General features: G+C 56.4%; 18 protein-coding genes and 1 pseudogene. 7 read left to right on the top strand and 12 right to left on the bottom strand.

Annotated features, from left to right (window positions below; genetic code table 11):
• Nucleotides 1–1,263 (bottom strand): OprD family porin, encoded by a 1,263-nt coding sequence (locus tag D8767_RS01475; protein WP_016712664.1) that lies wholly within the window; start codon nucleotides 1,261–1,263, stop codon nucleotides 1–3.
• A gap of 93 nt (nucleotides 1,264–1,356) precedes the next feature.
• Nucleotides 1,357–2,268 carry a LysR substrate-binding domain-containing protein gene (locus D8767_RS01480; RefSeq protein WP_016712663.1) on the bottom strand — a complete coding sequence of 304 codons (912 nt, stop codon included), beginning with the start codon at nucleotides 2,266–2,268 and terminating at the stop codon, nucleotides 1,357–1,359.
• A 135-nt stretch (nucleotides 2,269–2,403) separates the two neighbouring features.
• Between D8767_RS01480 and ycaC (D8767_RS01485) the strand changes: the two genes are divergently transcribed.
• The gene (gene ycaC / locus D8767_RS01485; RefSeq protein ID WP_016712662.1) at nucleotides 2,404–3,033 is read left to right on the top strand and encodes an isochorismate family cysteine hydrolase YcaC; all 630 of its coding nucleotides are present in this window, start codon (nucleotides 2,404–2,406) and stop codon (nucleotides 3,031–3,033) included.
• 391 nt (nucleotides 3,034–3,424) lie between these two features.
• Here the strand turns inward: ycaC (D8767_RS01485) and D8767_RS01490 are convergent, their stop codons facing one another.
• Both D8767_RS01490 and D8767_RS01495 read right to left on the bottom strand, forming a co-directional pair.
• A complete protein-coding gene (locus tag D8767_RS01490) occupies nucleotides 3,425–5,212 on the bottom strand; it encodes a monovalent cation:proton antiporter-2 (CPA2) family protein (RefSeq protein ID WP_016712661.1) in 1,788 nt (595 codons plus the stop codon).
• A 156-nt stretch (nucleotides 5,213–5,368) separates the two neighbouring features.
• Entirely contained in the window at nucleotides 5,369–6,340 is a 972-nt protein-coding gene (locus D8767_RS01495; RefSeq protein WP_016712660.1) for a GlxA family transcriptional regulator, read from the bottom strand.
• A 137-nt stretch (nucleotides 6,341–6,477) separates the two neighbouring features.
• Here D8767_RS01495 and D8767_RS01500 point away from each other — a divergent pair, with 137 nt between their 5' ends.
• Together D8767_RS01500 and ycaC (D8767_RS01505) are read left to right on the top strand one after the other, a co-directional pair.
• The gene (locus D8767_RS01500) at nucleotides 6,478–6,840 is read left to right on the top strand and encodes an AraC family transcriptional regulator (RefSeq protein WP_016712659.1); all 363 of its coding nucleotides are present in this window, start codon (nucleotides 6,478–6,480) and stop codon (nucleotides 6,838–6,840) included.
• Between the two features lie 72 nt (nucleotides 6,841–6,912).
• On the top strand, nucleotides 6,913–7,539 hold the full coding sequence (ycaC, locus tag D8767_RS01505) for an isochorismate family cysteine hydrolase YcaC (protein WP_016712658.1): 627 nt from the start codon (nucleotides 6,913–6,915) through the stop codon (nucleotides 7,537–7,539).
• Between the two features lie 57 nt (nucleotides 7,540–7,596).
• Here ycaC (D8767_RS01505) and D8767_RS01510 read toward each other — a convergent pair whose 3' ends face one another.
• Nucleotides 7,597–12,642 carry an ATP-binding sensor histidine kinase gene (locus D8767_RS01510; RefSeq protein ID WP_016712657.1) on the bottom strand — a complete coding sequence of 1,682 codons (5,046 nt, stop codon included), beginning with the start codon at nucleotides 12,640–12,642 and terminating at the stop codon, nucleotides 7,597–7,599.
• A gap of 240 nt (nucleotides 12,643–12,882) precedes the next feature.
• Between D8767_RS01510 and D8767_RS01515 the strand changes: the two genes are divergently transcribed.
• From D8767_RS01515 to D8767_RS01525, 3 genes are all read left to right on the top strand, one after another.
• Nucleotides 12,883–13,875 carry a response regulator gene (locus D8767_RS01515; protein ID WP_121757857.1) on the top strand — a complete coding sequence of 331 codons (993 nt, stop codon included), beginning with the start codon at nucleotides 12,883–12,885 and terminating at the stop codon, nucleotides 13,873–13,875.
• A complete protein-coding gene (locus tag D8767_RS01520; RefSeq protein ID WP_174244657.1) occupies nucleotides 13,872–14,240 on the top strand; it encodes a response regulator transcription factor in 369 nt (122 codons plus the stop codon). Before D8767_RS01515 ends, D8767_RS01520 begins: the two co-directional genes overlap by 4 nt.
• Before the next feature lie 141 nt (nucleotides 14,241–14,381).
• A complete protein-coding gene (locus D8767_RS01525; protein WP_016712654.1) occupies nucleotides 14,382–14,819 on the top strand; it encodes a DoxX family protein in 438 nt (145 codons plus the stop codon).
• On the opposite strand, the pseudogene D8767_RS01530 reads toward D8767_RS01525, so the two are convergent.
• From D8767_RS01530 to D8767_RS01540, 3 genes and pseudogenes are all read right to left on the bottom strand, one after another.
• Nucleotides 14,816–15,271 (bottom strand): annotated as a pseudogene (locus D8767_RS01530) (ATP-binding protein); the annotation flags it as partial. The gene D8767_RS01525 and the pseudogene D8767_RS01530 overlap by 4 nt on opposite strands.
• 216 nt (nucleotides 15,272–15,487) lie before the next feature.
• A complete protein-coding gene (locus tag D8767_RS28595) occupies nucleotides 15,488–17,539 on the bottom strand; it encodes a hypothetical protein (protein ID WP_163002505.1) in 2,052 nt (683 codons plus the stop codon).
• Between the two features lie 381 nt (nucleotides 17,540–17,920).
• Nucleotides 17,921–18,940, bottom strand: coding sequence for a hypothetical protein (locus D8767_RS01540; RefSeq protein WP_016712650.1), 1,020 nt, complete (start codon nucleotides 18,938–18,940; stop codon nucleotides 17,921–17,923).
• 519 nt (nucleotides 18,941–19,459) lie between these two features.
• Between D8767_RS01540 and D8767_RS01545 the strand changes: the two genes are divergently transcribed.
• Nucleotides 19,460–20,890: a DUF2971 domain-containing protein gene (locus D8767_RS01545; RefSeq protein WP_080578091.1), complete on the top strand. Its 1,431-nt coding sequence runs from the start codon at nucleotides 19,460–19,462 to the stop codon at nucleotides 20,888–20,890.
• A 233-nt stretch (nucleotides 20,891–21,123) separates the two neighbouring features.
• Here D8767_RS01545 and D8767_RS01550 read toward each other — a convergent pair whose 3' ends face one another.
• From D8767_RS01550 to D8767_RS01560, 4 genes are read right to left on the bottom strand one after another with little or no spacing between them, the layout of a single operon-like run.
• A complete protein-coding gene (locus tag D8767_RS01550; protein WP_029380251.1) occupies nucleotides 21,124–21,561 on the bottom strand; it encodes a hypothetical protein in 438 nt (145 codons plus the stop codon).
• A complete protein-coding gene (locus tag D8767_RS01555) occupies nucleotides 21,542–23,590 on the bottom strand; it encodes a hypothetical protein (protein ID WP_220460690.1) in 2,049 nt (682 codons plus the stop codon). Before D8767_RS01555 ends, D8767_RS01550 begins: the two co-directional genes overlap by 20 nt.
• Nucleotides 23,590–25,293: a site-specific integrase gene (locus D8767_RS28600; protein ID WP_161551515.1), complete on the bottom strand. Its 1,704-nt coding sequence runs from the start codon at nucleotides 25,291–25,293 to the stop codon at nucleotides 23,590–23,592. The genes D8767_RS01555 and D8767_RS28600 overlap by 1 nt, the downstream gene beginning before the upstream one ends.
• Entirely contained in the window at nucleotides 25,286–26,131 is an 846-nt protein-coding gene (locus D8767_RS01560; protein ID WP_231115648.1) for a site-specific integrase, read from the bottom strand. The genes D8767_RS28600 and D8767_RS01560 overlap by 8 nt, the downstream gene beginning before the upstream one ends.
• Nucleotides 26,132–26,445 lie beyond the last annotated feature (314 nt).

Below are 26,445 nucleotides of genomic sequence, written 5' to 3' on the forward strand. Positions count from 1 at the left end.
TCAGAAGCTGCCTTTGAGTGGGTATTCGATGATCAGGTAGATACGGTCGATGTCATCGCCGGCCTGGGCCTGGTTGGCGCGATGGCTTACGTGGGAGAACGACAGGCTCAGGTCCTTGGCGGCGCCTGACTGCACCACGTATTTCAGGTCGATGTCGCGCTCCCAGTGCTTGCCGCCGTCGCCGTACTGGCCAACGTAGGCGCCGCTGGCTGGTGCATGGCTGCCGTCGATGCCCCGGCCGCTGACGTAGCGGCCCATCACGCTCAGGCCGGGAAGGCCGAGGGTGGCGAAGTTGAGGTCGTAGCGCAGTTGCCACGAACGCTCGCCCGGGCCGTTGAAGTCGGCGTACTTGATCGAGTTGGCCAGGTAGATGGAATCGCCGCCGACGAAGTCGAACGGGGTGTCGCCCTCGACCTTCTGATAGGCCAGGCTCAGCGCCTGGGCGCCGAAGCTGTACTTGGCCAGCAGGCTGTAGGCGAGGGTATCGATTGCCCCGCCACTGGCGTTGCCGGTGTCGCGGGTTTTGTAGAGATTGCCGTCCACGCGCCAGTTACCTTCGGCCAGGTTCAGGTTGAGGTAGGCCTGGCGCCAGGTGTCTTGCAGTTGCCCGGCATACAGCGCGCCACCAAACGGGCCAGTGGGCGCGAAGGTGGCGCCGGCCAGGCTGATGGCGCGGTTGTGGGTGGTGACGCCGTAGCCGCTGAAATCATCGCGGGTGGCGCTGTTGTCCTGGTTGTTGAAGGCGGTGAAACGCCCGGCCTGCAGGCGCCAGTCGGGCAGGTCGGTGTTTTCCACGAACCAGCCGGTGGCGTATTCCGGGTGCAGGCGTTTGTCGCCAGTGTCGAACACCGGGGTTTCCACGTTCATTTCGCCGTAGCGCAACTGGGTGTTGCCCAGGCGCAGCTTGAGCGCGGCGCCGGCGCTGGAGTAGTCGGATTCGGCGCGGCCATTGCTGTCGCGTGGCAGCAAACCGGTGCCGGCATGGCCACGGCCGCCGTCGAGCTTCAGGCCAAGAAAACCGTGGGCATCGATGCCCACGCCAACCGTGCCTTGCGTGAAGCCCGAGCGGACCTCGCCGATGAAACCCTGTGCCCATTCCTGGCGGTAGTTCTGGCCGCTGGCAGAGGGCGAGCGAAAGTCGCTGTGCAGGAAGTAGTTGCGGCTGAGCAACGACCAGCCGGACTCATCCGCCTGGCTGAGCGCCGGGCAGAGGGCGAGCGTGGCGAGCAGGGCGCGGCCTGGTCCGTGTGTGGCGCGGATCATGGAGAGCTCCGGGGGATGATCCGGGACTGTGGAGCAAGGATAGGCCAGGGGTCTTGTAAGGGTGTGCTGGAATCTGTTTTACCTGTTCAACACTCAAGCCATGTCGCTAATGGCGAATTCCTCAGCCAGATGATCGATCAACGCCCGCACCGAAGGCAGCAACCCCCGCCGCGAAGGGAAAATCGCATGCACGATGCCACAGCGCGGGTGCCAGTCTGGAATCAGCTCCACCAGCCGCCCCGCCGCCAGGTCCTCGCGTACTGCCACTCGCGGCAAATGCGCAATCCCCACCCCAGCCACCACGAAATGGCGCAGGGCAAACAAATCGTCAGTCACCATGCGCGGCGTATGCGGGATGACAATGCTGCGGCTGCTGTCTTCACCCTGGAACAGCTCCCACTGGTACTCACGCTGTGCGCTGCCCCAATGCAGGCTCGGCAGCGTGCCGAGCAGCAGCGGATCGAAGCCCTTGGGCAGTTGCTCCAGGTACTGCGGCTGGCCCACCAGGCACTGGGTGCTGTTGCTCAGCACCTTCATCACCATGTCGGTGTTCTCCAATGGTGGAAAGCGCACCCGCAGCGCAATGTCGAAGCCTTCGTGCAGCAGGTCGACGCGGCGGTTGGTACTTTCAATGAACAACTCCACCTGCGGGTACTTGAGCATGTAGCGAGTCAGCATCGGCCCGACCCACGAGTTGAGCAGGGTGGTAGGGCAACTGATACGCACCAGCCCGCGCGGCTCGCTACGGTTGCGCTCGATGATCTCCGCCGCACCCTCCGCCTCCACGCGCATGGCCAGGCAGCGGTTGTAATAGGCCTGGCCGATTTCGGTGAGCGAGCAGTGCCGGCTGGTGCGGTGCAGCAGGCGCACGCCCAGGCGGTCCTCAAGGTCGGCGATGCGCCGGCTGAGCTTCGACTTGGGCATGTCCAGCGCTCGGCCTGCCGGGGCGAAACCCCCGTGCTCTACAACTTGGGTGAAGTAATAGAGGGAATTGAGGTCTTCCAATGATCGTTCTCCAAACGGAACGCTAAGGGCGATTTTCGCAGTCTAGTGCAGCAAAGGTGATGATTTTAATCTGTGCCCATCAACGCGAAACACCCCAAATAGCTGAAGAATTCATAAACCTTAGGAGCACAGACCATGAGCAAATTCACCTACAACCGCCTGAACAAAGACGACGCCGCCGTCCTGCTGGTCGACCACCAGGCTGGTCTGCTGTCGCTGGTGCGTGACATCGAACCGGACAAGTTCAAGAACAACGTGCTGGCCCTGGCTGACCTGGCCAAGTTCTTCAACCTGCCGACCATCCTCACCACCAGCTTCGAGCAAGGCCCCAACGGCCCGCTGGTGCCAGAGCTGAAAGCCCTGTTCCCGGATGCGCCGTACATCGCTCGCCCTGGCCAGATCAATGCCTGGGATAACGAGGACTTTGTGAAGGCGGTGAAGGCCACTGGCAAGAAGCAACTGATCATTGCCGGTGTGGTGACTGAGGTTTGTGTGGCCTTCCCGGCGCTGGCGGCCTTGGAAGAAGAGTTCGATGTGTTCGTGGTGACCGATGCTTCCGGCACTTTCAACGAAGTGACCCGTGATGCTGCCCATGACCGCATGAGCCGGGCAGGTGCCCAGCTGATGACCTGGTTCGGCGTGGCGTGCGAGCTGCACCGCGACTGGCGCAACGATATCGAAGGGCTGGCGGCGCTGTGCTCCAACCACATTCCGGATTATCGGAACCTGATGACCAGCTACAACGCGTTGACTGCGGGTAAGTGATTAATCAGTAGCAGTACGCATAAGGCCGGCTTCCTCTGTAGGGAGCCGGCCTTTTTTGTTTGCTGTACCGGCCCTTCGCGGGTAAACCCGCGAAGAGGCCGGCACAGGCAACATCAATTCATGGGCTGTGACTCAATCCCATCCAGCAATGCCTCAACCAACCCTTCTGCCATTTCGAGTGCATTCAGGTTGCTCCAGAACAGGCTTTTGCCTGTGTCATCCAGATGCTCCAGGGCTTTATAGCCACAGTCAGGGAGGTGACCGTCGGGAGGTTGCAGAATGGCCTCCAGGTGCCTGGCGATAGATTTCTGACGCCTATGAGACCGAGCGCCGCGCGGGCGGCGCTCGATCTCAAGGGCGCTGCATCTCTACAGTCATGCGCTCGCAACCCTCAATCCGCATCCGAATCAAACAACCGCTCCAACTCCACCCGCGCCTCCTTCGCCGTCTGCATCACCTTGGCCCGGTCATCACGCACCTGCCCCTGGGCCACCAGCACCTCTTCGTCATGCTGGGTAAACCGCGCAATCCGGTCCGCCGCCTGTTCATCACTCAAGCCCAACCCCACCAATGCCCGGCGGGTCATCTCCAGGCTGGAGTAGAACGTCTCGCGAATCGGCTCGGCGCCCACATCCACCAACTTGTGTACATGCTGGCGGTTACGTGCGCGGGCCAGCACCTTCAAGTGCGGGTACAGGCGTTTCACCCGTTCAGCGGTATGAATGGCGGCTTCCGGGTCATCGATGGTGATGATGAAGTACTCCGCCTCACCCACCTTGGCCGCATGCAGCACCTCGGGGCGCAGCGGGTCGCCGTAGAACACCGGCACCTGTTCGAACATGCGGGTCATCTCGATGGTGTCCACCGAGGTTTCCAGGGCGATGAACGGGATTTTCTGTGCCCGCAGGATACGCGCGACGATCTGGCCCATGCGGCCCATGCCGACGATCACCACCCGCGGCGTATCAGTCTGGATCTGCTTGTACTGCTCAGGCACTTCCCGCACAGGCTGCGGGCGCTTGAGGGCGCGGGCGCAGCCCAGCATCATCAGTGGGGTGATGGCCATGGACAGGGTGATGGTCATCAACAGCAAATCGTAGGTCTGGGTGTCGAATAAGCCCTGGTCCTTGCCCAGCTTGAACACCACGAAGGCGAACTCGCCCCCAGCGGCCAGCACCATGCCCAGGCGCAGGGCGCTGGCACTGTTCAGACCACCGACCAGGCGGCCGACGCCAATCAGCAACACCAGCTTCACTGCCACCAGCAGCAGGGTCAAACCCAGCAGCACCAGCGGCATTTCCAGCAACAGGCGCAGGTTGGCGCCCATGCCGACGCTGATGAAGAACAGCCCCAGCAGCAGGCCCTTGAACGGTTCGATCTGCGATTCCAGCTCGTGGCGGTATTCCGAGTCGGCCAGCAGCAGGCCGGCGAGGAAGGCGCCCAAGGCCATGGACACACCGGCTTCTTCCATCAGCCAGGCGGTGCCGATCACCACCAGCAACGCGGTGGCGGTGGACACTTCGGGCAGGCCGGTGCGGGCTACGGTGCGGAAGACCGGGCGCAGGAGGTAGCGGCCGCCGATGATGACCACGGCGATACTGGCGAATACCTTCAGGCCATGTTGCAGGCTATCGCCGTGGCTGGTGTCTGGGCCACTGGCGGCCAGCAACGGAACCAGGGCAATCAGCGGGATGGCGGCGATGTCCTGGAACAGCAGGATGGCGAAGGCCAGGCGGCCGTGCGGGGCGTTCAATTGCTTGCTCTCGGCCAGGCTTTGCAGGCCGAGGGCGGTGGACGACAACGCCAGGCCCAGGCCGAGCACGATGGCCGCCGGCAGCGTCTGGCTGAAGCCGAACAGGGCGATGGCACCGATCAGCGCACCGGTCAGCAGTACCTGGGCGCTGCCGACGCCGAACACCGATTTGCGCATCAGCCACAGGCGCTTGGGCGACAGTTCAAGGCCGATGATGAACAGCAGCAGCACCACACCCAGTTCGGAAATGTGCGCCACGCTTTCGGTGTCGCGGATCAGGCCCAGTGCCTGCGGGCCAATGACAACGCCGGCGAGTAGGTAGCCAAGTACGGCGCCTAGCTGCAGGCGTTTGGCCAGGGGGACGGCAAGGACGGCGGCGAGCAGGAAGATGACGGCGGTTTGCAGCAGGCTGCCTTCGTGTGGCATTTGGCTCGTACTCCATGAGCTGCCGGGGCAGCATTTGAACAGTTTGGCCGACAATTCTGGGGAATGAGAGGGTGGTAGACAATCTGCTTTCAGGGAGAAAGATTGTCCTGAAAACTGAGACAACCTGTGCTGGCCTCTTGGCGGGAGTCGGCTGACTCAAGCCCCACCAAACTGCGCCCGATACTGTGCCGGCGTCATGCCAATCCGCTCGCAGAACACCTTGCGCATATGCCGGTCACTGCCAAACCCGCACTGCGCCGCCACCACCTTCAACGGCAGGTCGCTGCCCTCCAGCAGCTTGCGCGCTCGGTCGATCCGCGCATTTTGCAGGTACTGCAACGGCGTTATCCCCACCTCGCGCTGGAACGTGCGGGCGAAATTACGGCTGCTCATGGCCACCAGGTCGGCCATCTTCTGCACGGTAAACGTCTGTTCGATATGGTCGACGATGTGCGCCTGTACCCGGGCAATCGGCGAATCATCACGCGGCACCGCCGCCAGCAACGGCCCGTACGGGGTCTGCCCGCCTTGGCGATGACGGGCGACCAGCAGCACCTTGGCCACTTCCAGGGCCAGCGCCTTGCCGTGGTCCTCGGCCACCACCGCCAGCGCCAGGTCGATACCCGCAGTGATCCCGCCCGAAGTAATCAGGCAGCGGTCGATCACATAGATCTGCTCGGTCTCAACCTTGGCCTGAGGAAACGCCCGCGCCAGGCGCTCCACGTAATTCCAGTGGGTGGTGCAGCGGTAGCCATCCAGCAACCCCGCCCGGCCCAGCAGGAACACCCCGGTACAAATGGCACCAAAGCGCTTGGCGCTGCGCACCGCCTGCGGCAACCAGCGCTCCAGCGCTGGCACGGCAATGTCATACGCGCCAGGGCCGCCGGGCACCAGCAACAGGTCGACGGCGTCCGGCAAGTCTTCCAGGCGCAGGTCGGCCACCACTTTCAGCCCACAGGAGCCGCGCACCGCTGCTTGCCCTTCGGCCAGGGTGAGCAGCCGGTATTGCCGCTCTGCCGGCAAAAAACGGTTGGCGATGGCGAACGCATCCATGGGTCCGGTCACATCCAGCAAGAGCACATCGTTGAAAAGCACCATGGCCACGGTGCGGTGAGCGTTTACTTGCATGCTTCTTCGCTCGTTAGCTGAATACAACGTGCATCTTACGGTATACCCCCGCGCACAATTAAGAACAATTCAGGTTTGGCTCAGGACTTTGTCATGTGCCGGGGGCGAGACTTTCTGCATTCAACAGGAGAGTCGCCATGCACCCCGGCACCCCCCAAGAGCCGCTGCACCCCCCGGGCGCACTGACGCCCGCGCGGTTACGCCAGGCCAAGGAACTGATGCTGCGCAGTTCGCTGTCGATCATCGAGATCGCCAGCGTGTGCAACCTCACCCGCAGCCATTTCTCCCGTGCCTTCAAGGTCAATACCGGCCTTTCACCCCAGGCCTGGCGCCTGCTGGCACGCATGGAAAAGGCCAAGCGCCTGCTCGCCACCGAAGCACCGATTACCCATGTGAGCCTGGAATGCGGCTTTTGCGACCAGGCCCATTTCACCCGCGCCTTCAGCCGCCTGGTTGGCCAGCCGCCCAAGGCCTGGCGACAGGCGCAGGCCATTTCTTAAGCCGTATCTATCCACCGGTATAGCCCCTTGCGGACAGTGCCGGACCGTCATCCCAACCCAAGGAGTCACCCCATGAGCCAACCTGATTACAAGCGCTTGAACAAAGACGACGCCGTGGTCCTGCTGGTAGACCACCAGACCGGCCTGATCTCGCTGGTGCAGGACTTCTCGCCCAATGAGTTCAAGAACAACGTGCTGGCTCTGGGTGATCTGGCCAAGTTCTTCGGCTTGCCGACCATCCTCACCACCAGCTTCGAGCAAGGCCCGAACGGCCCGCTGGTGCCCGAGCTGAAAGCAATGTTCCCGGACGCGCCGTACATTGCCCGCCCCGGCCAGATCAACGCTTGGGACAACGAAGACTTCGTCAAGGCGATCAAGGCCACTGGCCGCAAGCAGCTGATCATCGCCGGCGTGGTGACCGATGTATGCGTGGCGTTCCCGACCCTGTCGGCGCTGGCTGAAGGCTTTGAGGTGTTTGTGGTGACCGATGCTTCGGGCACTTTCAACGAAACCGTGCAGCAAGCGGCGTGGGTACGCATGACCCAGGCAGGCGCGCAGATGATGAACTGGTTCTCGGTGGCGTGTGAGCTGCACCGTGACTGGCGCAACGATATCGAAGGGCTGGGTAACCTGCTGTCGCAGCGTATTCCCAACTACCGCAATTTGATGAACAGCTATGCGGCGTTGACTTCGCGTTAATGTAACCCTGTACCGGCCTCTTCGCGGTTTTACCCGCGAAAGGGCCGGTACAGGCTATTAAGGATTCACCGGCAGAGTGAAGCGAATCCGGCAACCACCCAGCTCGGATGCCAGTGCCTGCAACTGCCCACCATGGGCCTGCACCACCGAACTGCAGATCGCCAGCCCCATCCCCATACCATCGCTCTTGGTGGTGTAGAATGCCCCGAACACCTGCTCCCGCTCCTCGGGCGCAATCCCCGGCCCGTTGTCGTCCACGCAAATCTCCACCGCATCCCCGACGACAGCCGAAGCAATCTGCAGCACCCCGTCACCGCGATACCCCGCCAGCGCCTCCAGCCCGTTGTTGATCAGGTTGTACACCAATTGCTGCAACTGCACCGGGTCGGCCATCACACTCACCCCTGCCTGCAACCGTGTCTGCACGTCCACCGTGCCCTTGGCGGCATCGGCCGAGGTCAGGCGCACGACCTCACGGATCAGCTCATCCAGCTTCACCGCCTTGAGCTGCACCGGCGATTGCTTGGCCAGCGAACGCAGCGCGCGCACGATGTTGGCCGCACGCTCGCTGTCGTTGCGGATGTCCTCCAGGCCGGCAATCGCCTCTTCCAGATCGGGCTTGGCGCGTTTGAGCCAGCGCAGGCTGGCGGCGGCGTTGGAGGCAATCCCCAGTAACGGCTGGCTGATCTCGTGGGCGATCGACGCCGACAGCTCGTTCATCACCTGCAGGTGGGCACTGCGGGCCAACTCCGCACGAGAGCGGCGCAGCTCGGCCTCCATCTGCGCGCGGCTCTGGTTGTCTTCGGCCAGGCGCGTATAGAACTTGGCGGTTTGCAGCGACACCGCCGCCTGCGAGGCGAGGATCTCCAGCATGGCCAGGCGCTGGTTGCCGAACAGGTTGGGCACCAGGCGGTTTTCCAGGTACACCAGGCCGATCAGCACGCCCTGGATCACCAGCGGCAGGCACAGCACCGAGCGGGCATTGCGCGCCTGCAGCTCATGGCGAAAGGCTTCGGGACAGTCGCTTTGGGCATCGTTGAGCACCAGTGGCTTGCGGGTGCGCATGGTGGCGTTGATGACCGACAGTGGTGCCTGGGTCATGAACTTCTGGCAGTTGTCCATGCTCACGTGCAGCCCGGCATCGTCGATGTAGGCGAGGGCAGCCATCTGGAATTCGGCACCGCTGACGATCAGCAGCGCGCCATGGTCGGCACCTGAATGCTGGGTCAGGTGGCCCATCAGGGTTTCGATCAGGCCTTCGAGCAGTACTTCTTCGGACAACGCGCGCGCCGCTTCTATGCCCGCTTCCAGGTCCAGCTTGGCCTGGTGGTCGGTGTGGCAGGCTTCCTGGATCGGCTGGGTGCGCAAGAAGGGGTGCAACGCCTCCAGCTGATGCACCTTGCCGGTCGCCCCCCAGATATGGAAACAGTCGCGGGCAATGCGCAGGTGCAGGTTGGCACCGGAAATCAGGCCGCTGGGGATACACACCTCGGCCAGCTGTTCATGGGCCAGGGCCTGTTCGTGGATGAAGCCGGCAGCGGCGGCAGCGATCTGCGCCTGGTCAAAGCAGCGGATGGCGGTCAGGCCGTCGCCTTCGAGCTTGGCGATCACGCCTTCGATCAGCAACAGCTTGTTGCGGAAGGTGGCCGGGTTGAAACCGGCCCAGCGGCCGAAGCGCTCCCGCAGCGCCTGCAGCTCGCGCAGCTTGTCGGCAACGCTGCCAGCGGCCTCGGGGCTGCCCAGGGCCAGGCCGCGGAACAGGTGAAAGTCGGCCAGGTTGATGTGCGCCGGCACTGCCCAGGTGTTGTCTGCGGCCAGTGCCAGGTTGCCCATCGCCTGTGGGATATTGCCCAGGTAGAAGTCGCACATGCCGGCGAACAGGTACTGGAAGAACCGCGTCGTGGGCGACTTCGAGGCTGTGGCCGAGGCTGGGCAGAGCGTGCCGCTCAAGCGGGTGACGAACGCTTGCTGGGCTAGCAGGATCAGCTCGACGTCGCGGTAACCGTAGCGACGTACGGTGGCCAGGCCTTGCGCCAATTCCTCGACTACGTCTGGCAGGTAACGGCCCATGAACAGCGAGTCGGAAACCAGGTGGTTGCAGGCGTAGCAGCTCATCGCCAGGTCGCCGCTCAGGCGCCCTGAATCGACCGCATCCAGCGCGGTACGGCGGGCGAACTCCATGGGCGAGGTCCAGGCGCTGACCTGGTCCAGGGCCAGCAGCGCGCTGGTCAAGTCAGCGTCGAAGCCGTGCCGTTCGATCAGCTTGAGTGCGGCCAGGCAGCAGGCGTGGCCATCATGGTAAGCGCCGAAACGCTCGGCAATCATCACCCCGTACCAGGCCATGCCATAAGTGCTGCCCGGGGCAGCACCGTGCAGCAGCGACAGCTCCATGAGCTTGGCCAGGTGCAGGAAGCAGATGTCGTCCTTGACAAAAAACGACGACGACAGGGTGGCCAGCAAGCTGACGGCAACCGTCACCTCTTCAGAATCGGTGCGCTGCAGCGACTCCAGGCAGTGCCGCCCTTTCTGTTCGATCAAGGCCTGCACATGGGCATGACTTGCCTCGACCTGTTGCCAGTCGATGCCCCGTACCGGGCTTATACCCAGCAAGTCCAGGCCGGATATGGCGCTGTCGATGGCCGCCTGATAGTCGCCGCGCAAGGTATGCAGCAGTGCCTGCAGGCGGCACACCCGCGCCTGGTCCAGCGTCGAACGTGCGCGCTGGTGGCATTCGGTGATCCGGGCTTCGGCTGCGATCATTCGCGACAGTTGCATGTCGCACTCCGCCGCCATGCAGGCGATGGCAAAGCCATGTGTGGCGCGGCTTTCCAGCGTGGCGCCGTGCTGCAGAAGCTGCTCGGCGGTGTGCAGGTAGCCTGCGGTCTGCTCGAAGGCGCCACCGTCGCGTGCGCGTGCTGCTGCTTCGCGCAAAAGCTGCAGGAACGCTTCGCAGTCATCCGCTGCAAACCCGCAGGGGCTGGCGCGTTGCAGCTGGTTGGCGAGCTCGAACAGTGCTTCGTGCAGGTGGCTTGGCCAGGCCTGTCGCATGGCCAGGGCAATACGTGCATGCAGTTGGGTACGCGCGCGTATGGGCGTTAGCGCGTACGCGGCTTCCATCACCCGCTCATGGGCAAAGCCCAGGCCGTTCTGGCCCTGTTGCAGGAAACCCGCGCCAATCAAGGCTTTCAACGGTTCGCCAGGGGCCTGGGCAAGGACCTGCTGAAGCAAGCGTTCATCGCAGCGGCTGCCCGCCGCGCTGGCCACCCGTAGCAGGTCGCGCTGGGGCATCGGCAGGCGAGCCAGGCGGTGGATCATCAGGTCGGCGACGTTGTCGGAATAGCGGTGGCGGGCCACGGCCTGCAGGCACCATGACCAGCGCATGGCCTGGGTGTCGAAGGTGAACAGCTGGTCCTCGACCATGGCCCGGAGGATCTGATGGATGAAGAACGGGTTGCCCGCCGTCTTGTCGTGCACCAGCACGGCCACCGGCAATGCCTCCTCGGGGCCGATGTGGTAGCGCTCGCCGATCAGCTCGGACACGGCGCCCACAGCCAGAGGCCGCAGGTTCAGCGTGGTGCTGCGCACCGTTGTGGGTAGGGTAAGGGGGGCACTGCTGGCTGGCGCATCATTGCGCCGGGCGAAGATCAACAGCAGGTTGCCAGGTGCGTGAGTCAGCAGTTGCGTCAACAGTTGCTGGCTGGCTTGGTCGACCCACTGCAGGTCATCGAAGAACAGCACCAGCGGCTGGCCGGGGCGGCTGAACACCTGCAAGAACTCGATGATCGCCCGTAGCTCCTTCTGCAGTGCCAGGCGCGTGGGCTTGGCCGGCAACTCGGGCAAGGGGCCAAGGATCAGTTGCAGGTCTGGTGCCAGCTTGCCGAGCAGCCGGCCATGGCCTTTGATGCGGCGCAGGATCTCGCGGCGCAGGCTGTCGAGGGCCTGGCTGTTCTTGGCCAGCAACTGGGTGGTCAGCGCACCGAGAATGTCGACCCAGGGTGCGTAGGGGACGGTTTGGGCAACGCCGTTGCACTTGCCGATGGCCCAGTAACCTTGGGCGTTGGCTTTGAGTGCTGCCTCGACCAGGGTCGACTTGCCCATGCCGGTAGCGCCGTTGATGAACAGGGCTTGCGGCTTGCTGTCGCGGCGCGGGGCCTTGAGCAGCAGGGCGATGGCCTTCTGTTCGGCGCAGCGGCCATACAGGCGTTCGTGGCCAGGCGTGACGGGGTCGGCGCAGCCTGGCTCGAAGTCCTGAATGGTCTTGCTGGCGACCCATTGCCGCTGGCAGTGGGCCAGGTCTACCGCCAGGGCGCGAGCACTCTGATAGCGGGCGTCGGGCTCCTTGGCCAGCGCCTTGGCCAGCACCCGGCTGAGCGGCTGTGGCACGTTGCTGTCCACTTCGCAGGCCGCCCTTGGCTGCACGCCGGCATGCAGCTGGCGCCAGTGCTGAGTGTCGCGCCCCGCCAGCGGCAGTTCACCCAGCAGCAACTGGTACAGGATCGCACCCAGGGCATAGATGTCACTGCGCTGGTCGCTGCTGCTGCCGTGCGGGCAGACCTGTTCCGGTGCCAGGTACGACCAGTTGCCGAGCGGAGCGCCGTGTTCGCCAATCAGTTGCGCGAGGTCGGCGCGAAAACAACCTAGCCGCACCCGCTGGTTGGCGTACAGGCACACGTACTCGGGCTGTAGCGCGCCATGCAGCACATTGCGTGCGTGAGCCTGTGCCAAGGCATTGGCCGCATTTACCGCGATGTCGAGAAATGGCGTCAGGGCTGCAGGGCCTTCGGCGATCAGGTCGGCGATTGAGTGGCCAGCCGGGTACACCAGCAGCGGGCCTTCGGCCGAACGCACGAACGCAGACGGGATCACCGCCCACTGCGGGTCCAGTTGCAGGCGGTAGTCTCTTTCCAGGCGCTGACAGGCGGCGGGGGCCTCGAGCGGGGCGCGAACGGCGATCCAGGCCTGATGGGTGGTCGGGTCGCGCAGGCGAAAGTAGCTGAGCTCGCCTTCCTGGCCCAGCGCGCTGATGTCGCACCGGTTCAGCCAGCCCTCGTCGACCGACTGGTCGTATTCGATGGGCCTGTGGGCAAGGCGTTCATCGAGCATAAAACACCCCCTGCTAGCGACATCCTGAGGCGCGAGTATACGCAGCGGGCCCAGTAAGGATGCGGCTTGTAGCCTGCCTGGCAGGAACGGGCACGCTGTTGTCCGTTATCGCACCCTGCGGGCAGACGGGCTTTTGTATAGTCCTGAGGGCAACCTATCCCTCGGGATAATTGTGTGAACGCGTACGCTGGCCTAGCCTGCCCGGGGCTGCGTAAACGCCCGTGCCCGCGTGAGGAAGCCATGATCCGAATAGGCAATGCCCAAGTGTCGCTGGAGCGGCGAGAAGTGTTTCTAGACGGCAAGCCGATCCTGTTGGGTGGCCGCGCATTCGAGGTGTTGGCCACGTTGATCAAGGCCAAGGGCCGGGTGGTCGGCAAGGACGAACTGCTCAGCCAGGTGTGGGCCGGCACGGTGGTCGAGGACAACAACCTGCAGGTGCAGGTGTCTTTGCTGCGCAAGGCCTTTGGCGACCGTGGGCTGATTCAGACCGTACCCCGCCGGGGCTACCGCCTGGCTGCCGAGATAAGCCTTGATGTGCCTTGCCTGGCGCCGGGCCACCCGACGCTGGGTGCCGGTGCTGACATGTTTGAACCCTTGAAAGACAGTGCGAACGTACCGGTGCTGGTGGTGGACGATGACCCCTCGGTGCGTACGGCGCTGGGCCGCCTGCTGCGCTCGCAGGATATCCCGCATCACTTGTTCGCCAGTGCCGAGGCGTTGTTCGAAGCCCACTTGGAAACCCCCTGCGCCTGCCTGCTGCTCGACATGCACCTGCCCGATACCACTGGCCTTGAGGTGCAGCACGCCCTCCGCCAGCTGGGGCTGCCTTGGCCGATCGTGTTCATGACCGGTTTCGGCACCATCCCGATGACGGTGCAGGCCATGCGTGCGGGGGCAGTGGAGTTCCTGACCAAGCCATTTGATGAAGACCAGTTGCTGACGCTGCTGCAGGCCGTGCGTACCCGGGCTGTGGTCGATGGGCGCAAATGGCACCATGCGCGGCAGGTCGAGGCAAAGTACCAACGCCTGACCCAGCGTGAGCGCCAAGTGTTCTCGCTGGTGGTCGATGGCCTGTCGCACAAGCAGATCGCCAGGCAGATCGGCACCAGCGAAGTGACGACCAAGGTGCACAAGAAAAACATCATGAACAAGATGCAGTCCCGCTCGCTGGTGGAACTGGTGGCCATGCACAACGTCATCGAGGCGCGGGTAGAGGGCCTGGCCAGCGCATGAGCAGATGGGTGTGCATCGTCGACGACGATGCTTCGGTGCGCAAAAGCCTGGCCAACCTGCTGCGTTCGGCCGGGTTCGAGACGTTGTCGTTCGCTGCGGGGGATGTATTCCTGGGTTCGGAGCTGGCGCGGCAGGCGGGCTGTGTGCTGCTCGACCTGAAAATGCCTGGGATGAGCGGGTTGGCGGTGCAGCGTGAGCTGGCCTGGCAGCAGTGGCGGTTGCCGGTGATCTGCATGTCGGCACACTGGGATGATGACGCGGTGCATGCGGCGATGAGCCTTGGGGCATTGGCCTGCCTGGGCAAGCCTTTTTCTGAAGAGGTGCTGCTAAGAGTGGTTGAAGAGGCATTGGCGGGCGGGCAGTGATGTGCTGCCTTTGCCGGCCCTTTCGCGGGCTCGCCCGCGAAGAGGCCAGTAGCCTTAACATCCATCTCAGCACACTTGCGCAATCAATCACCGGGGATTCGGGCAATGCTCCCGTGGTAATCGTTTAGCGAGCCCCTTGCCATGCCCCGCCTGAAAACCTTCCTCGACCCCCAATCCCCAAGCTTGAGCGCCACCGGCCTGCTCTTCATGCGGGTAATGGCCGCCTTGCTATTACTGTTTATCCATGGGCTCCCCAAGCTGCTGGACTGGAGCGGTGAATTGCAGCGCATAGAAGACCCATTCGGGTTGGGCGCACCGCTGACCTTGGGGCTGGCGGTTTTTGCCGAGGTGGTTTGCCCACTGTTGCTGCTTTTGGGTGTTGCCGCGCGCCTGGCTTGCCTGCCGGTGCTGGCAGTGTTGCTGGTGGCGCTGGTGGTGGTGCACCCGGACTGGACGCTAGAGCAGGGGCAGTTTGCCTGGTTGCTGGTGGCACTTTACGGCGGGTTGGCGTTGACTGGGCCTGGGGCGTATTCGGTTTCCGGGTATTTCTGGCGGGGCAAAGCAGCCCCGGCAATCTAACTGCTCCCCGGCCGGTACTGCAGGGCCTCGGCTAGATGAGCCCGGCCAATCGCCTCGCAACCCTCCAGGTCTGCCAACGTTCGTGCCACCTTCAACAAGCGGTGTGCCGCACGCAACGATAAGGTCAATCGCTCACAGGCACCCTCCAGCCAGGCCTGGTCTGCTGGAGTCAACTCACAGTGGCGGCGCAATCCCTCGAGGTTGAGAAACGCATTTGCGCACCCTTGTCTCCGGTGCTGCAGTTCTCGTGCTTCAGCCACCCTGACGGCCACATCGGCACTGGTCTCGCCGCAGGGCTGGTTGTTCAGCGTGGTGCTTTCGCGGGCCACGGTCAGGTGCAGGTCGATACGGTCCAGCAGCGGCCCGGACAGCTTGTTGCGGTACCGTGCGATCTGCTCGGTGCTGCACCGGCAGCGGCCCGTGGGGTCGCCCAGGTAGCCGCACATGCACGGTCGACATAATATCTATGGACAAGCGCTGAAGGCGGCCTAAACCAACGGTTTGGACTGAACATAAAGTGTCCATGGATATCTTGAATGAACGTGGACATCAGACTCGAAAATGTCCATAGGCAATGGGATTTAGTCATTGGCTGGGCAATTGCACTCCACTTGACCGCGCGGAGCATCTAGTTGTAAAAATATTACGCTTCGAGTCAAAATTAACCTTTATTTAAAGTCCTGAGGAATAAATTGTTCCGAGTGTAAGAACAAGCCAGGGTAAAAATCCATCATCGGAACTACGCTTTGTGGGATAGACTTTTCAGCCAGCATAGCGGAAATCACATCTCCAAGGCTGTGAGGTCGAAGTCGAATTTTCTCGGGACGGCCTAGTTGAATATACTTCAACGAATCAACCAATGAGCCCCAGAACAAACACTTTTCACGTACGACACCTCTTTCAAGCCCAGAACACGCAGCCACCTCATCTACAATCACCTCAAACCAATCCGGATTCAGAGAGTTAATGGCAAAATTAGCCTTGGCCTGGATTCCAGCCCAATCCTTGGGGGAAATTATTTTTGCTTCTTCAATAAGTGAGATTATGAGCTCTGTGCAATATGTCATGCGAAGCATCCCGCTCATGAATGAGCGCCATGGCAAGTAACTGGAACGCTTTAGTACTATTGGCAAGTACTCTTGAACTCTTAATAATAGACGTCCGATAAATCCTGCTGCGCGACCTGAGTCAATTGGCAAAACTGTACCTAATACTGTAACCGCACCCAGCGCCAGCATTCCGTTCGCTGATGCGCCATGCCCTCCATCTAAAGGGAGGGTATCACACGCGCTCAACAGAACTATGGGTGGCATCCGTATAGAGTTTCGCAGCTTCCACACATCTATCGCTTCGCCACCAACAACTATGGACCCAACTCCAGTATTGTCAGCAATAGTTCCGTGGCCATCGAATATCATCATGGCGCCGCTAAAGCTGTTAACCGCCAAAACAAATTCTTCAACACTCTCAACATCTACTATTTTACACTTCGGAAAAGCCTTGTGCATGCTTGACAACTTGCTTATCGCATCCTCTAACACAGTGCGAATTCTGTCTCCCTCGTGAAAAGACCTAACTATCAAAACCTCCTCAAAATCTGCTTGAGCCACATTGATATATTGACTTCTTAGGCATTGCTGCAAACTTAGGTTGCCTGGGGTGGCTGAGATCCGACTCACGTCACACCTCAATGTAAGCGGTAAGTCTCGGAGGGGCAGCCATTCAAGAGGAATATCTCCAAGGAGCACCACGCCTGTGAACTCCGGCAAGGTATCGTTGATTAATTTATGGTGCTCCAATGACACTAACGACTTCATAGTAGTTTGAATTTTTTGCGCAAGCTTGCTTGACTTGAATTTAACATGGGGATTTCCGCCCCTAGCGCAAGCCGATAAATTTACAAGGTCACCTTTAATACTATTTATTCTAGATTCCAGTCTAAGTACAGGAGTGAGTTCGGAGGCGTTGAGCAAAGCCAGACTGGTTCCAAATGCTCGCAACTCCATCTGATAAGCTTTCAAAAAAGCTGATATTGTTTTGTTTTTGAGTAAGCCAACCAGGTCTTTTTCGTTATCTGCAATGCTTAGTTTTGTGTAGCCTCCAGGTTTCTTTATTGATTTTACCATCCTGCGAAGTGCACTTATAACCTCTTTGCATTCATCAGCTTTATCAAATAACTCTCTATCTACATCAGCTCTGTGCAGATGCCAAAGGATCGGCTCAACCGTCAAACAAATCTCATTTTCAACTGGCACATCTGCTGCCAATTTTCTACGCAGACTTAGCACTGCCCGACAGGATTTCACAACTGCTGGCACGTACTCCTCAACTCGGTTTACTGCGAGCCTCTTTTCCAGGCTTATCTTTGAATCTATTGATGCAGCGATAATTTCGTTAGGGCGGGTTATACCATGCGCATACCCTGGAAACTGCAGCCTGCTCCAGGGTGGGCGTTTAGGACTAAGCAAATCATGTATTGAATCAGTAAAAATCTCATCAGCCTGCCCACGTTCTTTTAGTTGAGCGGTCCGATGTAGTATGTATTTAAGAAAGCGATCGTTGCTGAAATCCCTAATATCCGCATCAACCTTACCTGACAATGACACATGCAGCCATCCATCCCCCTTCGCATTCATGAATTCTTGCGCAGCTTCGAAGGTCCTATCATTCGACAATAAACACTTATACGTAACAGCACTCATTACTTCTGCGCCGCGCACCAGAGACTCGATCGTTATAGGTATGATTGTGAATGATGTTATTCCGGCAGCTCTTGAAACCACGACAGGTCTACGTTGACACTTGATCTCTCGAATGTCGCACGGCAACATCAAAGAGAGCTCCAACAACTCAGCCGAGAAAAGTATCCCTGGCCAATACGCCATAAAAAATGAAGCTGACTCGCAATCAGCCCTAAAATGGGGTACGTAATACTGAATTCTATACTTCGGATAGCGAGCGTGCTCCTCAAAAAAAATACGCTTCGCTAGATCTAAGTTTTGAATTATTGGAGGCAAGACAGTTCCCCTGTGTCTAGTAGCAACAAATTTTCAAGTTTTTAATCTTAGACAATACACTATCGAGTGTACGCTTTAAGCCTTTCACGCTAGCCAATTGACTTGCTCCTTGAGTTCATCTAATGCAATCTGAATGCGTTCGTCAGGGTTTTCTTCCAGGCTCAGATACAGCGATGCCGCATCTGCTATGTATTGTCTTTCGGTGAGGGACGGATAGGCCCAGATCTCTACCCATTCCTCGATCCTGTCCAACGAATCTATGACTTCGAACGCATCAAGCGCCAGCATGTCGTTGAACACTTTCTTGGTCATTCCCCACACGGCCTGCTTAGGCTCCGCCAACATCGTGTATTTGGCCAGGGCAGTTTCCCCTGCGAGACACACACCGGCCGCCATGGGGAGAGTGTTGCGGGTTATGCCAATTTTCTGTCTGACGGGGGACCGTAGGTATTGCTTGGCCTTTCGGAACACCTCAACTGGTGTCCCGTTGAAGGCATAGGTCTTCCAGTGAAGCTCGCTCTTTGCAGGGGTAATCACCTCACGGGAGGTCAGCTGTTCCACAGCCTTCGAGAGTGTTACCCGGCTGTAATTGAGGTCGCCCAGGAGGGCGTTTGTCGTGAAATAGGCTTCGTCGGTTTTGCCGGCATACAGGCATGAGAGCAGCATGGCTTGGGCCGCAGGGAGCAGGGAGGCCACCTCGCTTTGCTCTCGGCGCAGGCGGAAGCGTTCGCGCAGGTCCAGAGCCATTTCCGGTATGAACATCTGGAAGCTGGGTTGGATGAAGTTGACTTGATGCGTGATGAGGCTACGGCGGTCTTGAATCGTCAATGATCTGCAGACGTAGACTACTACCTGGTTGGTGACCTTGTGCACGAGCTCGATGTGCTTCTGCAGGCTCACGATGCCTGGATAAGCAACCTCATCACGCGAGACCAGCAGCATCATATTGAACGCCGAGTTTTTACCCATCCGCATTCTCAATTCGTAGGTCTTGTAGCTATCCCGGATGGAGTAGGGGACGCGAAGGGGCATCGGCGTTAGGTGCGCTTTTACACCTAGAGCGGACTCGATGTAGGTCTTAGCTTCGTCTTGTAAATCAGGCATGTCCTGGCTTCGTGTAAACTACTTTTTTTCACTGTAAACCATAGTGGTTTACAAGTAAAAAAAGTAGTTTACAGGCCAGTTGTTATGGGAGTGAAAAAGGACCTGTCCCATGACAACGAACGCCAAGAAGCGATACTTAGATCGCTATGTTGGAGACTGCCATGTACCCGAGCACTCGCCGTAACTACACTGATGAGTTCAAGGCTCAAGCCGTTACGGTAGCTGAAAGCGTTGGCAGAACTGAAGCAGCCCGTTAAGACGCTCGACAACAGGGTAGATGCCATGCGCAGGAGTAAGCCGTTGAGCCGCCCTGACCGGACCTGTCTTCTGCATTCGTGCTCACCATCGATACCACCGGATTTGCCATGCACACATTTTGACCATGATCAGCAAAAAACGGACCGAAGCGATCGTTAACTGACGTAATCTTGCCAGTGTGACTTGCATTCACGGGAAGATCTAAGCGCAGATGCCCATCATGGTGAAAATAGAAGCTCAAACAGACACGGAGGGACGGCAGTGCTCAATCATCTTTATAGGTTTCGCCCTGTCAGTAGCCTGCTTGGCGGTACCAGAGAAAGCGAGCTGGAAGGGTGCTATATCTACTTCTCGCCACCGGAAAAGCTCAACGACCCACTGGAAGGACATCGGGAGATCGTATGGAAAGGGGATTCGGTCGTATGGGAGAATTTCTTCCAGCACTTCATGGACTGCTTACTCATTCGAAATACTCAATATTTTACTGGGGAGTTTGAAAATTTAGATTTTCCGATATTTCCAAATTATGACATTCAAGCAGTACCACCTGAAAATTACAAAGAGATCGCCGGTCTTGTATCGAGATTTTTTGACTCGCCAAATGTAAAAAGACATATCGCAGTTTTGGCTTTTAAGGGGCGGGAAGTAAATCAACACGAGCTAATACTGCACCTGCGATCGATTCAATACTTCGCAATGCATATTATTTCTGAAGTGTTAGTTTCCTACAAGCTTGTTGAAAAAGGCTTCGGTATAAATGGCGCTTCGCATGAAGAGTTGCTAGCAGTTTCAACCAACCTTCTAGATTATCTAGAAGGGCTAGGTGACGAGCTGTTAAACGTTGAATTCGATAGTTCTGCGCTGGCATTTTTAAGAAGTGATGACTTGGTAAAAGGTTATGCTAGATCTAAAATAGGCGAATCCAAAAATTGGACACGGCTTTGCATAGATTTTCCAGAAGAGTTTTTGACATCCAGGATCAGGCTCACAACCTCTGAATGGTTCGTAAGCTGTTTTATGGAGAATTGTGAGAACTCGGCAATCTGGGGTACATATGGCAATAACCACCAAGGCGTTTGTCTAAAATTTAAAGTAAACAATGAGGAAGGGCAGCCAGGGATCTCGCTTATGAAACCCGGATTAAAACAGGGCATAAAGTGGTGGACTCAAACCAAATTTCATTTCACTAAAGTATCTTATACAGAAAAGAGCCCTAATCTTGATTTTTTTTGTAGCCTAGCTGCATATGGTGCACAGGAAGTTATAGATAAATGGTATACCGATAAAAATGGAAATGTAAGCTCGAGAAAATCAGATGTCTTCGAGAATCATTCACAATGGCGTGATAATTACCACAGGGACAATTTTAAAAGCCTTACAGTGAAAACAAGGCACTGGTCGAATGAACAGGAGTACAGGCTTATTCTAAAGTCTCAGTTTAACTCCTATCTTAACGAAGAAGATAGGAAGCTTCGTTATAGCTTTGATGACCTGGACGGAATTATATTTGGGATAAAAACAGCGGATTCAGATAAGTATAAGCTTTTAGAAATGGTAGAAAGGATGTGTAAGATAAGAGGTCGCGAAGAATTCACATTTTACCAATCGTTCTATGATTCATCCACGGATGCCATTCGTTATCGGCCTATTGCTCACGTTAGTAAACAAGGTGTTAGAACTCATAGGGACTGAGCACCGAGCACCATCTGAAACGGTGACTGCTCAGAGCGATCCCATCGAAGCTCGAAGAAAACAAGATTTGAAAACCTCTCACCCTTCGAGCTTCCATTCCCTTTCCGATTTCAACCCCGGCGAACTTTCACCCGCTGACAATAATGTGTGTGGAGATGCGAGCACGTCAGATGATCAAATCCGTCGGAAATATCTGGTCATGCCGAAATGCAAATGGGTGAGAAAGTCTCGGCTTACCTGCCTAACTTGGAAATGTTGCTTTTTGGCTTTGTTGCTTGGAGCCGTTGATTTTCCATCGTGAGTTCAAGGATTTTTGAGTCAGCCTCCACTAGCAGAGCCAGGGCATTATCCCGTTGGCTTTTGAGTGCCTCAATTTGCTCCCGTAGCGTCCTATTGCGATTGCGCTGAGCGTAAATTGATTGTGATGGAGAGCGGGGTTGCTCATCACCGTACTGGTTGATCCAATACTGGATCTCCTCAACAAGTGTGGGAAACCTGGCTTTTTTCAAAGCCGATGGATCTAAACCCGCCTCCCTGGCCACGTTATTTTGAGTAACCCGCGTTCCTTTAGGTAATAGGTTCGGTTTACCCCGCTTGAGCCTGTCAAAAGCCTCACGGAATGCTGTCTCGGCACGCCCGCCGCGAGGTGAATTAGGAATTTTTGATGACATCCAAGACGCTCTCTACAGCCTGCAGCTGATAGTTGATTGATATATGGAATGGAGATCCATCTTCGGCATCTCTCGAACGCTTTTGAAGGACGTCCCGCAATTTTAGGATTTGTTGTTTTTTACCCTTATCAATCAGCAGATCAAGACACGGGGGTTTGCCATCGCCACCACCACATCTGCCAACATAATCTATCCCCCCATAGGGGCAGGGCATTGGGTTGGCGCATGCTCCTAGAAGAATTTCGCGGTAACCAATCGCGCCATCTTTCGCAGCCTTTACAAGCTTGTTGTGATCTTTCACGCTGACTAGATTTAAAATTTGGTCTTTTCTCTTTTCGCCATGTGGGCTTACGAAGGTAGAGGTGTTGAGTGCAGAGAAGCTTCTAGCCACTGATTCATACATGGCGCGGATATACTCAGCCTGCGCTTCTTGATTTAAGTTAGCATTGAGATGGTAATACCCATTTCCATAATACCTAGTCATGGCACGACTCGCATGCTTCAGTTGATACTGAACTGAGGGGTCGCTCACAATCCCTGAGGCGCTCATGTTAACCGCCCCCGTGCGCCGAAGCTGATGCCATGCAAGCGGCCAGATTTTACCCACAGCATATTTTGCAGGGGATAATGTTGGAGTGATCAAAAGAGCCCCTACTAAATCGCCTTCCTGGATCTTAAGCTCGTTAGTATCAAATAATCTTGGATATCTGCTTAGAAACATACTGTAATGGAGTTCATGGCAGCGGATATCGGGGGTGGTATCAAATCTGGTACTTCTACGCCATGGCTCGTAAGCTCTAAGTGCAAGAAAAGGATTTTGTTTGTCTTCCTCAGTCAATGAAATATTTGAGTTGAAGGAGGCACACCTGGTCCTAAATTTGCTAACTGAGTTCATTACCTCAATGGCCAAGTTCGAAGATGGGGAGGTGATCCAGTATGCTTCATCGTCCTCGACTGTTTTGTTAGTCGAGCCTCTAAGGAGGTAAATGTCTTCTTTTGTAACCTTGTCTTTTTCAATCACCAAGCAATCGGATCTGAGCGAGGATGTTTCATCGATACGCATTAGCGTAAAATTTAGTAAGTATGCTTTACCGATATTGCTAGCCATTGAAAAATACTGCGACAAGATGGTGGCGCCATTATGTCGGACATCTCCACACCATTTCTCTAGCAGATCCAATATCCCAAAATTTTCGGCGGTGATATAAAAAGGGCCAAATTTATGACCGCTAAATAACTTCGACTTTAAAGCTGGATTGTTTAGTGATACAAAGGGGAGGTTATATTTTGTCAATTGTTGTGAGCATGAAGCTTCCAAGCTTCCGGCGTTTAGAGCATATGCTTGAAGGCAGTATTCCGCACATGCCTCCAAAGCACCTAAGTTATTCCTGAAGTCTTCAAGGAAATCACGGAGTCGACTTAATTGATACAGCCATATCCGGGGCGGGATATAGGCTGTCTGTGATTTTTCATGTGCAGGGATTTTTGACTGTAATTCGGCTATTCCTTTGGCGTCAAGAATGTATACGCCAGAATGCTCGCGTTGCTCCCATAAGGTATGAAGCAGTACGATAAGTCGACGAGCCTGAGACGGCCAGACGACCTTAGAGAAGCTTTCAATAACTTTTGGGAATCGATACAAGTCAGTCGCTAGAATATTGTTCTTTGTGCAGTATGTGAAGATCTGTCTAAAATTTTCATATTGACTCACTAAAGTCCGGATTTCTCTACACGGATTAGGGCCGTAAATCCAAAATGCTACAATGCGTTTGAAGATTTCAGAGTTCTCCGGGCTGATATCTCCGGATCTTTTTCTCTTAGATTCTCCAAAGTTTAGCTTTAGTACAAAGCCTGCCCATGGTGTTAGGTCCCACTCGTTATCGCCATACCTCGCTGTTATTTCACCCTCGGTAGATATGCAGATTGGAAAGTCAGGTGCGGGCGGCCACGCGCTCGGCATAAAATTCACGTCGCTTGGCGATGCCGTGGCTGTAACTATATTCAAGCCAGCAAAAACCATACTCGGCATCACCGCCCTAGCTCCATAAGTTGTATCAGTCCCTCATAGTTGCGATGAAAGCGGCCTTCTCTCATTCTGTTCTCAGATTCTAGCACCCAAGATGTGCGAGGCTCACCACTTTTGGAAAAATGGTTAAGCTTTGTATCTATGCGGTTTATCAGTGTAGTTATGGGGTGATCTTTTTTTGTTTCTTTGGAAGGAACAGAACGATCTAGTTCCAACGCTTTTAGGTATTTATAGGTAGCTAAGGACCACACGTAATCTTCGCTATCTACATCGCGTTGGTATTCGCAGAAAAGGCAACCTGCAGGTGTTGAGCAATCAGGCTTATAGGCTCCATCCAATAACGTGCCCGACATGATGGGATGAACTGGTGCTATACACATTCCGGGCCCCACTGACGCGACAGCTGGATCGGTCATTCGATAGAATCGAGATATCTCTACAGCCGCTGCTTGGTGATGTGGCTCCTCATATATATGTAGCAAGGTTTCTTTTGTATGCTGGGCCATTTCAGCCACGAGGTCAGGACTGCGACTTTTCCGAAGTAACCAATTGATTCTAGACTTGCGCAAGGCCATAGGGCGGAAATGTTTTATTCCTAGTGTTCTGCACCGAGAAATAATACCCTGAAATGTTGGAAAGCTACCCTCGACGGGTATCTTGTTTGAGTACACAAAGGGGAACAATCGGTCGTCGTCAGCGACCCCTAAAATTTTAACCCATTCTAGGTATCTCTTGAACAGTGGTACATATTCTTTGAATATTACAAACTCAGCTTCTCCGCCCAGACGCCCCTTGTAGACTCTGTAAACTACCACGTCATCCCCATCAGTCTTATATCTAAAACTTCCAACTTTCAGTCTTGCGGCTTGGGAAAGATTCATTCCGGTCTGGGATATGAAAATTAAAATCTCGACCTCTATCCGGAGGTTTACCAGGGATTTCCGCTTTTCAAAAACCAGATGAGGTGGAATTGCCGCTCTGCGCTCTAAAAATCTATTTTTTTCTGAGGTGGCTTGGCAGGAATCTTCGATTTTTCTGTTTAGCAGCCCCGGTTGTTCAGTAAGTACATCGCCGGATTTTAATTTTATTAATAACGGCAGAGGTCCAGTCATCGCTTCTACCGTTAAGTTATTTGATAGATCCATTAATAAGCTGCCGAACCTAAAGAGCTCCTCTAAGTTTTGTTTGTCAGCCTCTGTGCCCAAGGCTCTATTTTTTTTTGAGCTCACCCTAAGCCTAGTTGTGGTTAGAAGGCCGACAGTGAGCCGGAGGCAAGGCTTTAGTAGGTTGTCAATCGTTTTTGCCTGCCTGTAGGCGGTCATATTTTTTAAGTCTCGATTGACCCGCACTCTCTGGATCAAGTGTTCTACCCAAGATTGGTAGGACGCAGCGACTTGCTCTATAGTCGCCTGGGAAGTGTTCTGGTCACACCATGAGAAAAATGTGCGCAAAGTTCGGATTCTGGTTTTGACAGTAACTTGCTGAACGCCACGGACTATCTGTGCGCTTAATTCGTCATGCAATGCCTGAACCAGCGGGAATCGCTTAGCGTCAGGTAGGCCGAAATGGCCAGCCTCAATCAATTTCATAACCTTGTCAGCGGGGGCTTTAGAGGCCCCGATGTAGAGCAAAGAAGCGAGGTCAAACTTAGCTTCATGCGTGCCATAGGGGAGCGCTGGAAAGGTTAGGTCTAGAATTTTACTCATTGCCGAATGCATCCGAGCCGGCTATTCCTAAGAAGTCACGTGTGAAAGCGTCCGCTATTTCTGACATAACTTCCATCTTCTCGATGAAGCGAATATAGGTGAGGGAGGTTTTTTCGCTTTTATGTAGCAGTGCTTGTCTAACCAGTTGAATAGCCGTGCTAACTGTGCCGTGTTTTAATGCAATTCGAGCGAGTTCAGTTGCGAAAGTGCACCTACTTTGATGAAATCGGAAGTTCCGAAAGGCACTGATCCCATTTGAAATTCCGTCTTTTCGCAGCCTGCCCAGTTGTACACTGATACCGCGACTAGCATTGCCATCTCCGTGGCCGAAAGCTTTCCCGTAACGACTCAGGAAGATCACATCGCGGCTATCAGGGGCAGCCTGGCTCTGGCGGGCTAACCTTCGTGTCGAGTAAATGTATTCATTCAAAAGCTTCAGATCTTCGTCGCTGATCCAGATCTGACCTGTAACACCAAACTTAGTGTGTACTGGCGGGTGCGCTCCTGGGCCAACTGCAAGCTTGTTGAAACCTGGGAACATGGGATCAGGCACGGCCCGCTTAATTGTGGCGATCCTCAGATCACATAGTGTGCCTATCCGCATCCCTGTGCCGAAGCCGAGTCTCAATATAAGGTAGAGCTCATAATTCCCATGTATCAAAGCGAAGCTGACCACCTGACTGGCAGCCTCTGCGGTAAGTGGGATGAGCCCATCTTCAAGCTTTTCTCCCTGAGACTTGCGATTTGGGATCGCTAAATTTGTGGTCGCGACCATCATCGTTCTAGCAAAACCGAACTCATCCACCAGCCGGACGCCGACTTGCTCGTCAGTCCACATGGGCCATTCTGTAGACAGCAACCGGGACGCTGCCAACCACTTATAGAATCTGACAACTGCCGCCATGCGTTGAGACGCCGTAGACGGTGCCAGCTCTCCGCAATCTCTAGCCGCGATCAGGTCGCCTCGGAACCTCACTAAGCATCGATCTGCCTCACGCGCCGGAAAATGCCACCACTGAACATTTTGTCGCTCTAGCCATTTGGCATAAGCATGAAGGTGGGTGATCGAAGATAAAGTAGTTTTCGAGTCGGTACTTTTGCTCGCCTGCTCGAATGCCCAAAGGTTCGCCTCTCTCCACGGGGTCTGGTCAG

This window comes from Pseudomonas sp. LTGT-11-2Z, from assembly GCF_003691445.1.
GTDB classification, from domain to species: Bacteria; Pseudomonadota; Gammaproteobacteria; order Pseudomonadales; family Pseudomonadaceae; genus Aquipseudomonas; species Aquipseudomonas monteilii.

Coding starts and splice junctions, on each gene's coding strand:
- D8767_RS01555 (WP_220460690.1), bottom strand. CDS start 23,590: ATGCCGAGTATGGTTTTTGCTGGCTTGAATATAGTTACAGCCACGGCA.
- D8767_RS01500 (WP_016712659.1), top strand. CDS start 6,478: ATGCACCCCGGCACCCCCCAAGAGCCGCTGCACCCCCCGGGCGCACTG.
- D8767_RS01550 (WP_029380251.1), bottom strand. CDS start 21,561: ATGTCATCAAAAATTCCTAATTCACCTCGCGGCGGGCGTGCCGAGACA.
- ycaC (WP_016712658.1), top strand. CDS start 6,913: ATGAGCCAACCTGATTACAAGCGCTTGAACAAAGACGACGCCGTGGTC.
- D8767_RS01475 (WP_016712664.1), bottom strand. CDS start 1,263: ATGATCCGCGCCACACACGGACCAGGCCGCGCCCTGCTCGCCACGCTC.
- D8767_RS01560 (WP_231115648.1), bottom strand. CDS start 26,131: ATGTGGACTGACGAGCAAGTCGGCGTCCGGCTGGTGGATGAGTTCGGT.
- D8767_RS01525 (WP_016712654.1), top strand. CDS start 14,382: ATGCCCCGCCTGAAAACCTTCCTCGACCCCCAATCCCCAAGCTTGAGC.
- D8767_RS01540 (WP_016712650.1), bottom strand. CDS start 18,940: ATGCCTGATTTACAAGACGAAGCTAAGACCTACATCGAGTCCGCTCTA.
- ycaC (WP_016712662.1), top strand. CDS start 2,404: ATGAGCAAATTCACCTACAACCGCCTGAACAAAGACGACGCCGCCGTC.
- D8767_RS01510 (WP_016712657.1), bottom strand. CDS start 12,642: ATGCTCGATGAACGCCTTGCCCACAGGCCCATCGAATACGACCAGTCG.
- D8767_RS01495 (WP_016712660.1), bottom strand. CDS start 6,340: ATGCAAGTAAACGCTCACCGCACCGTGGCCATGGTGCTTTTCAACGAT.
- D8767_RS28600 (WP_161551515.1), bottom strand. CDS start 25,293: ATGAGTAAAATTCTAGACCTAACCTTTCCAGCGCTCCCCTATGGCACG.
- D8767_RS01515 (WP_121757857.1), top strand. CDS start 12,883: ATGATCCGAATAGGCAATGCCCAAGTGTCGCTGGAGCGGCGAGAAGTG.
- D8767_RS01490 (WP_016712661.1), bottom strand. CDS start 5,212: ATGCCACACGAAGGCAGCCTGCTGCAAACCGCCGTCATCTTCCTGCTC.
- D8767_RS01520 (WP_174244657.1), top strand. CDS start 13,872: ATGAGCAGATGGGTGTGCATCGTCGACGACGATGCTTCGGTGCGCAAA.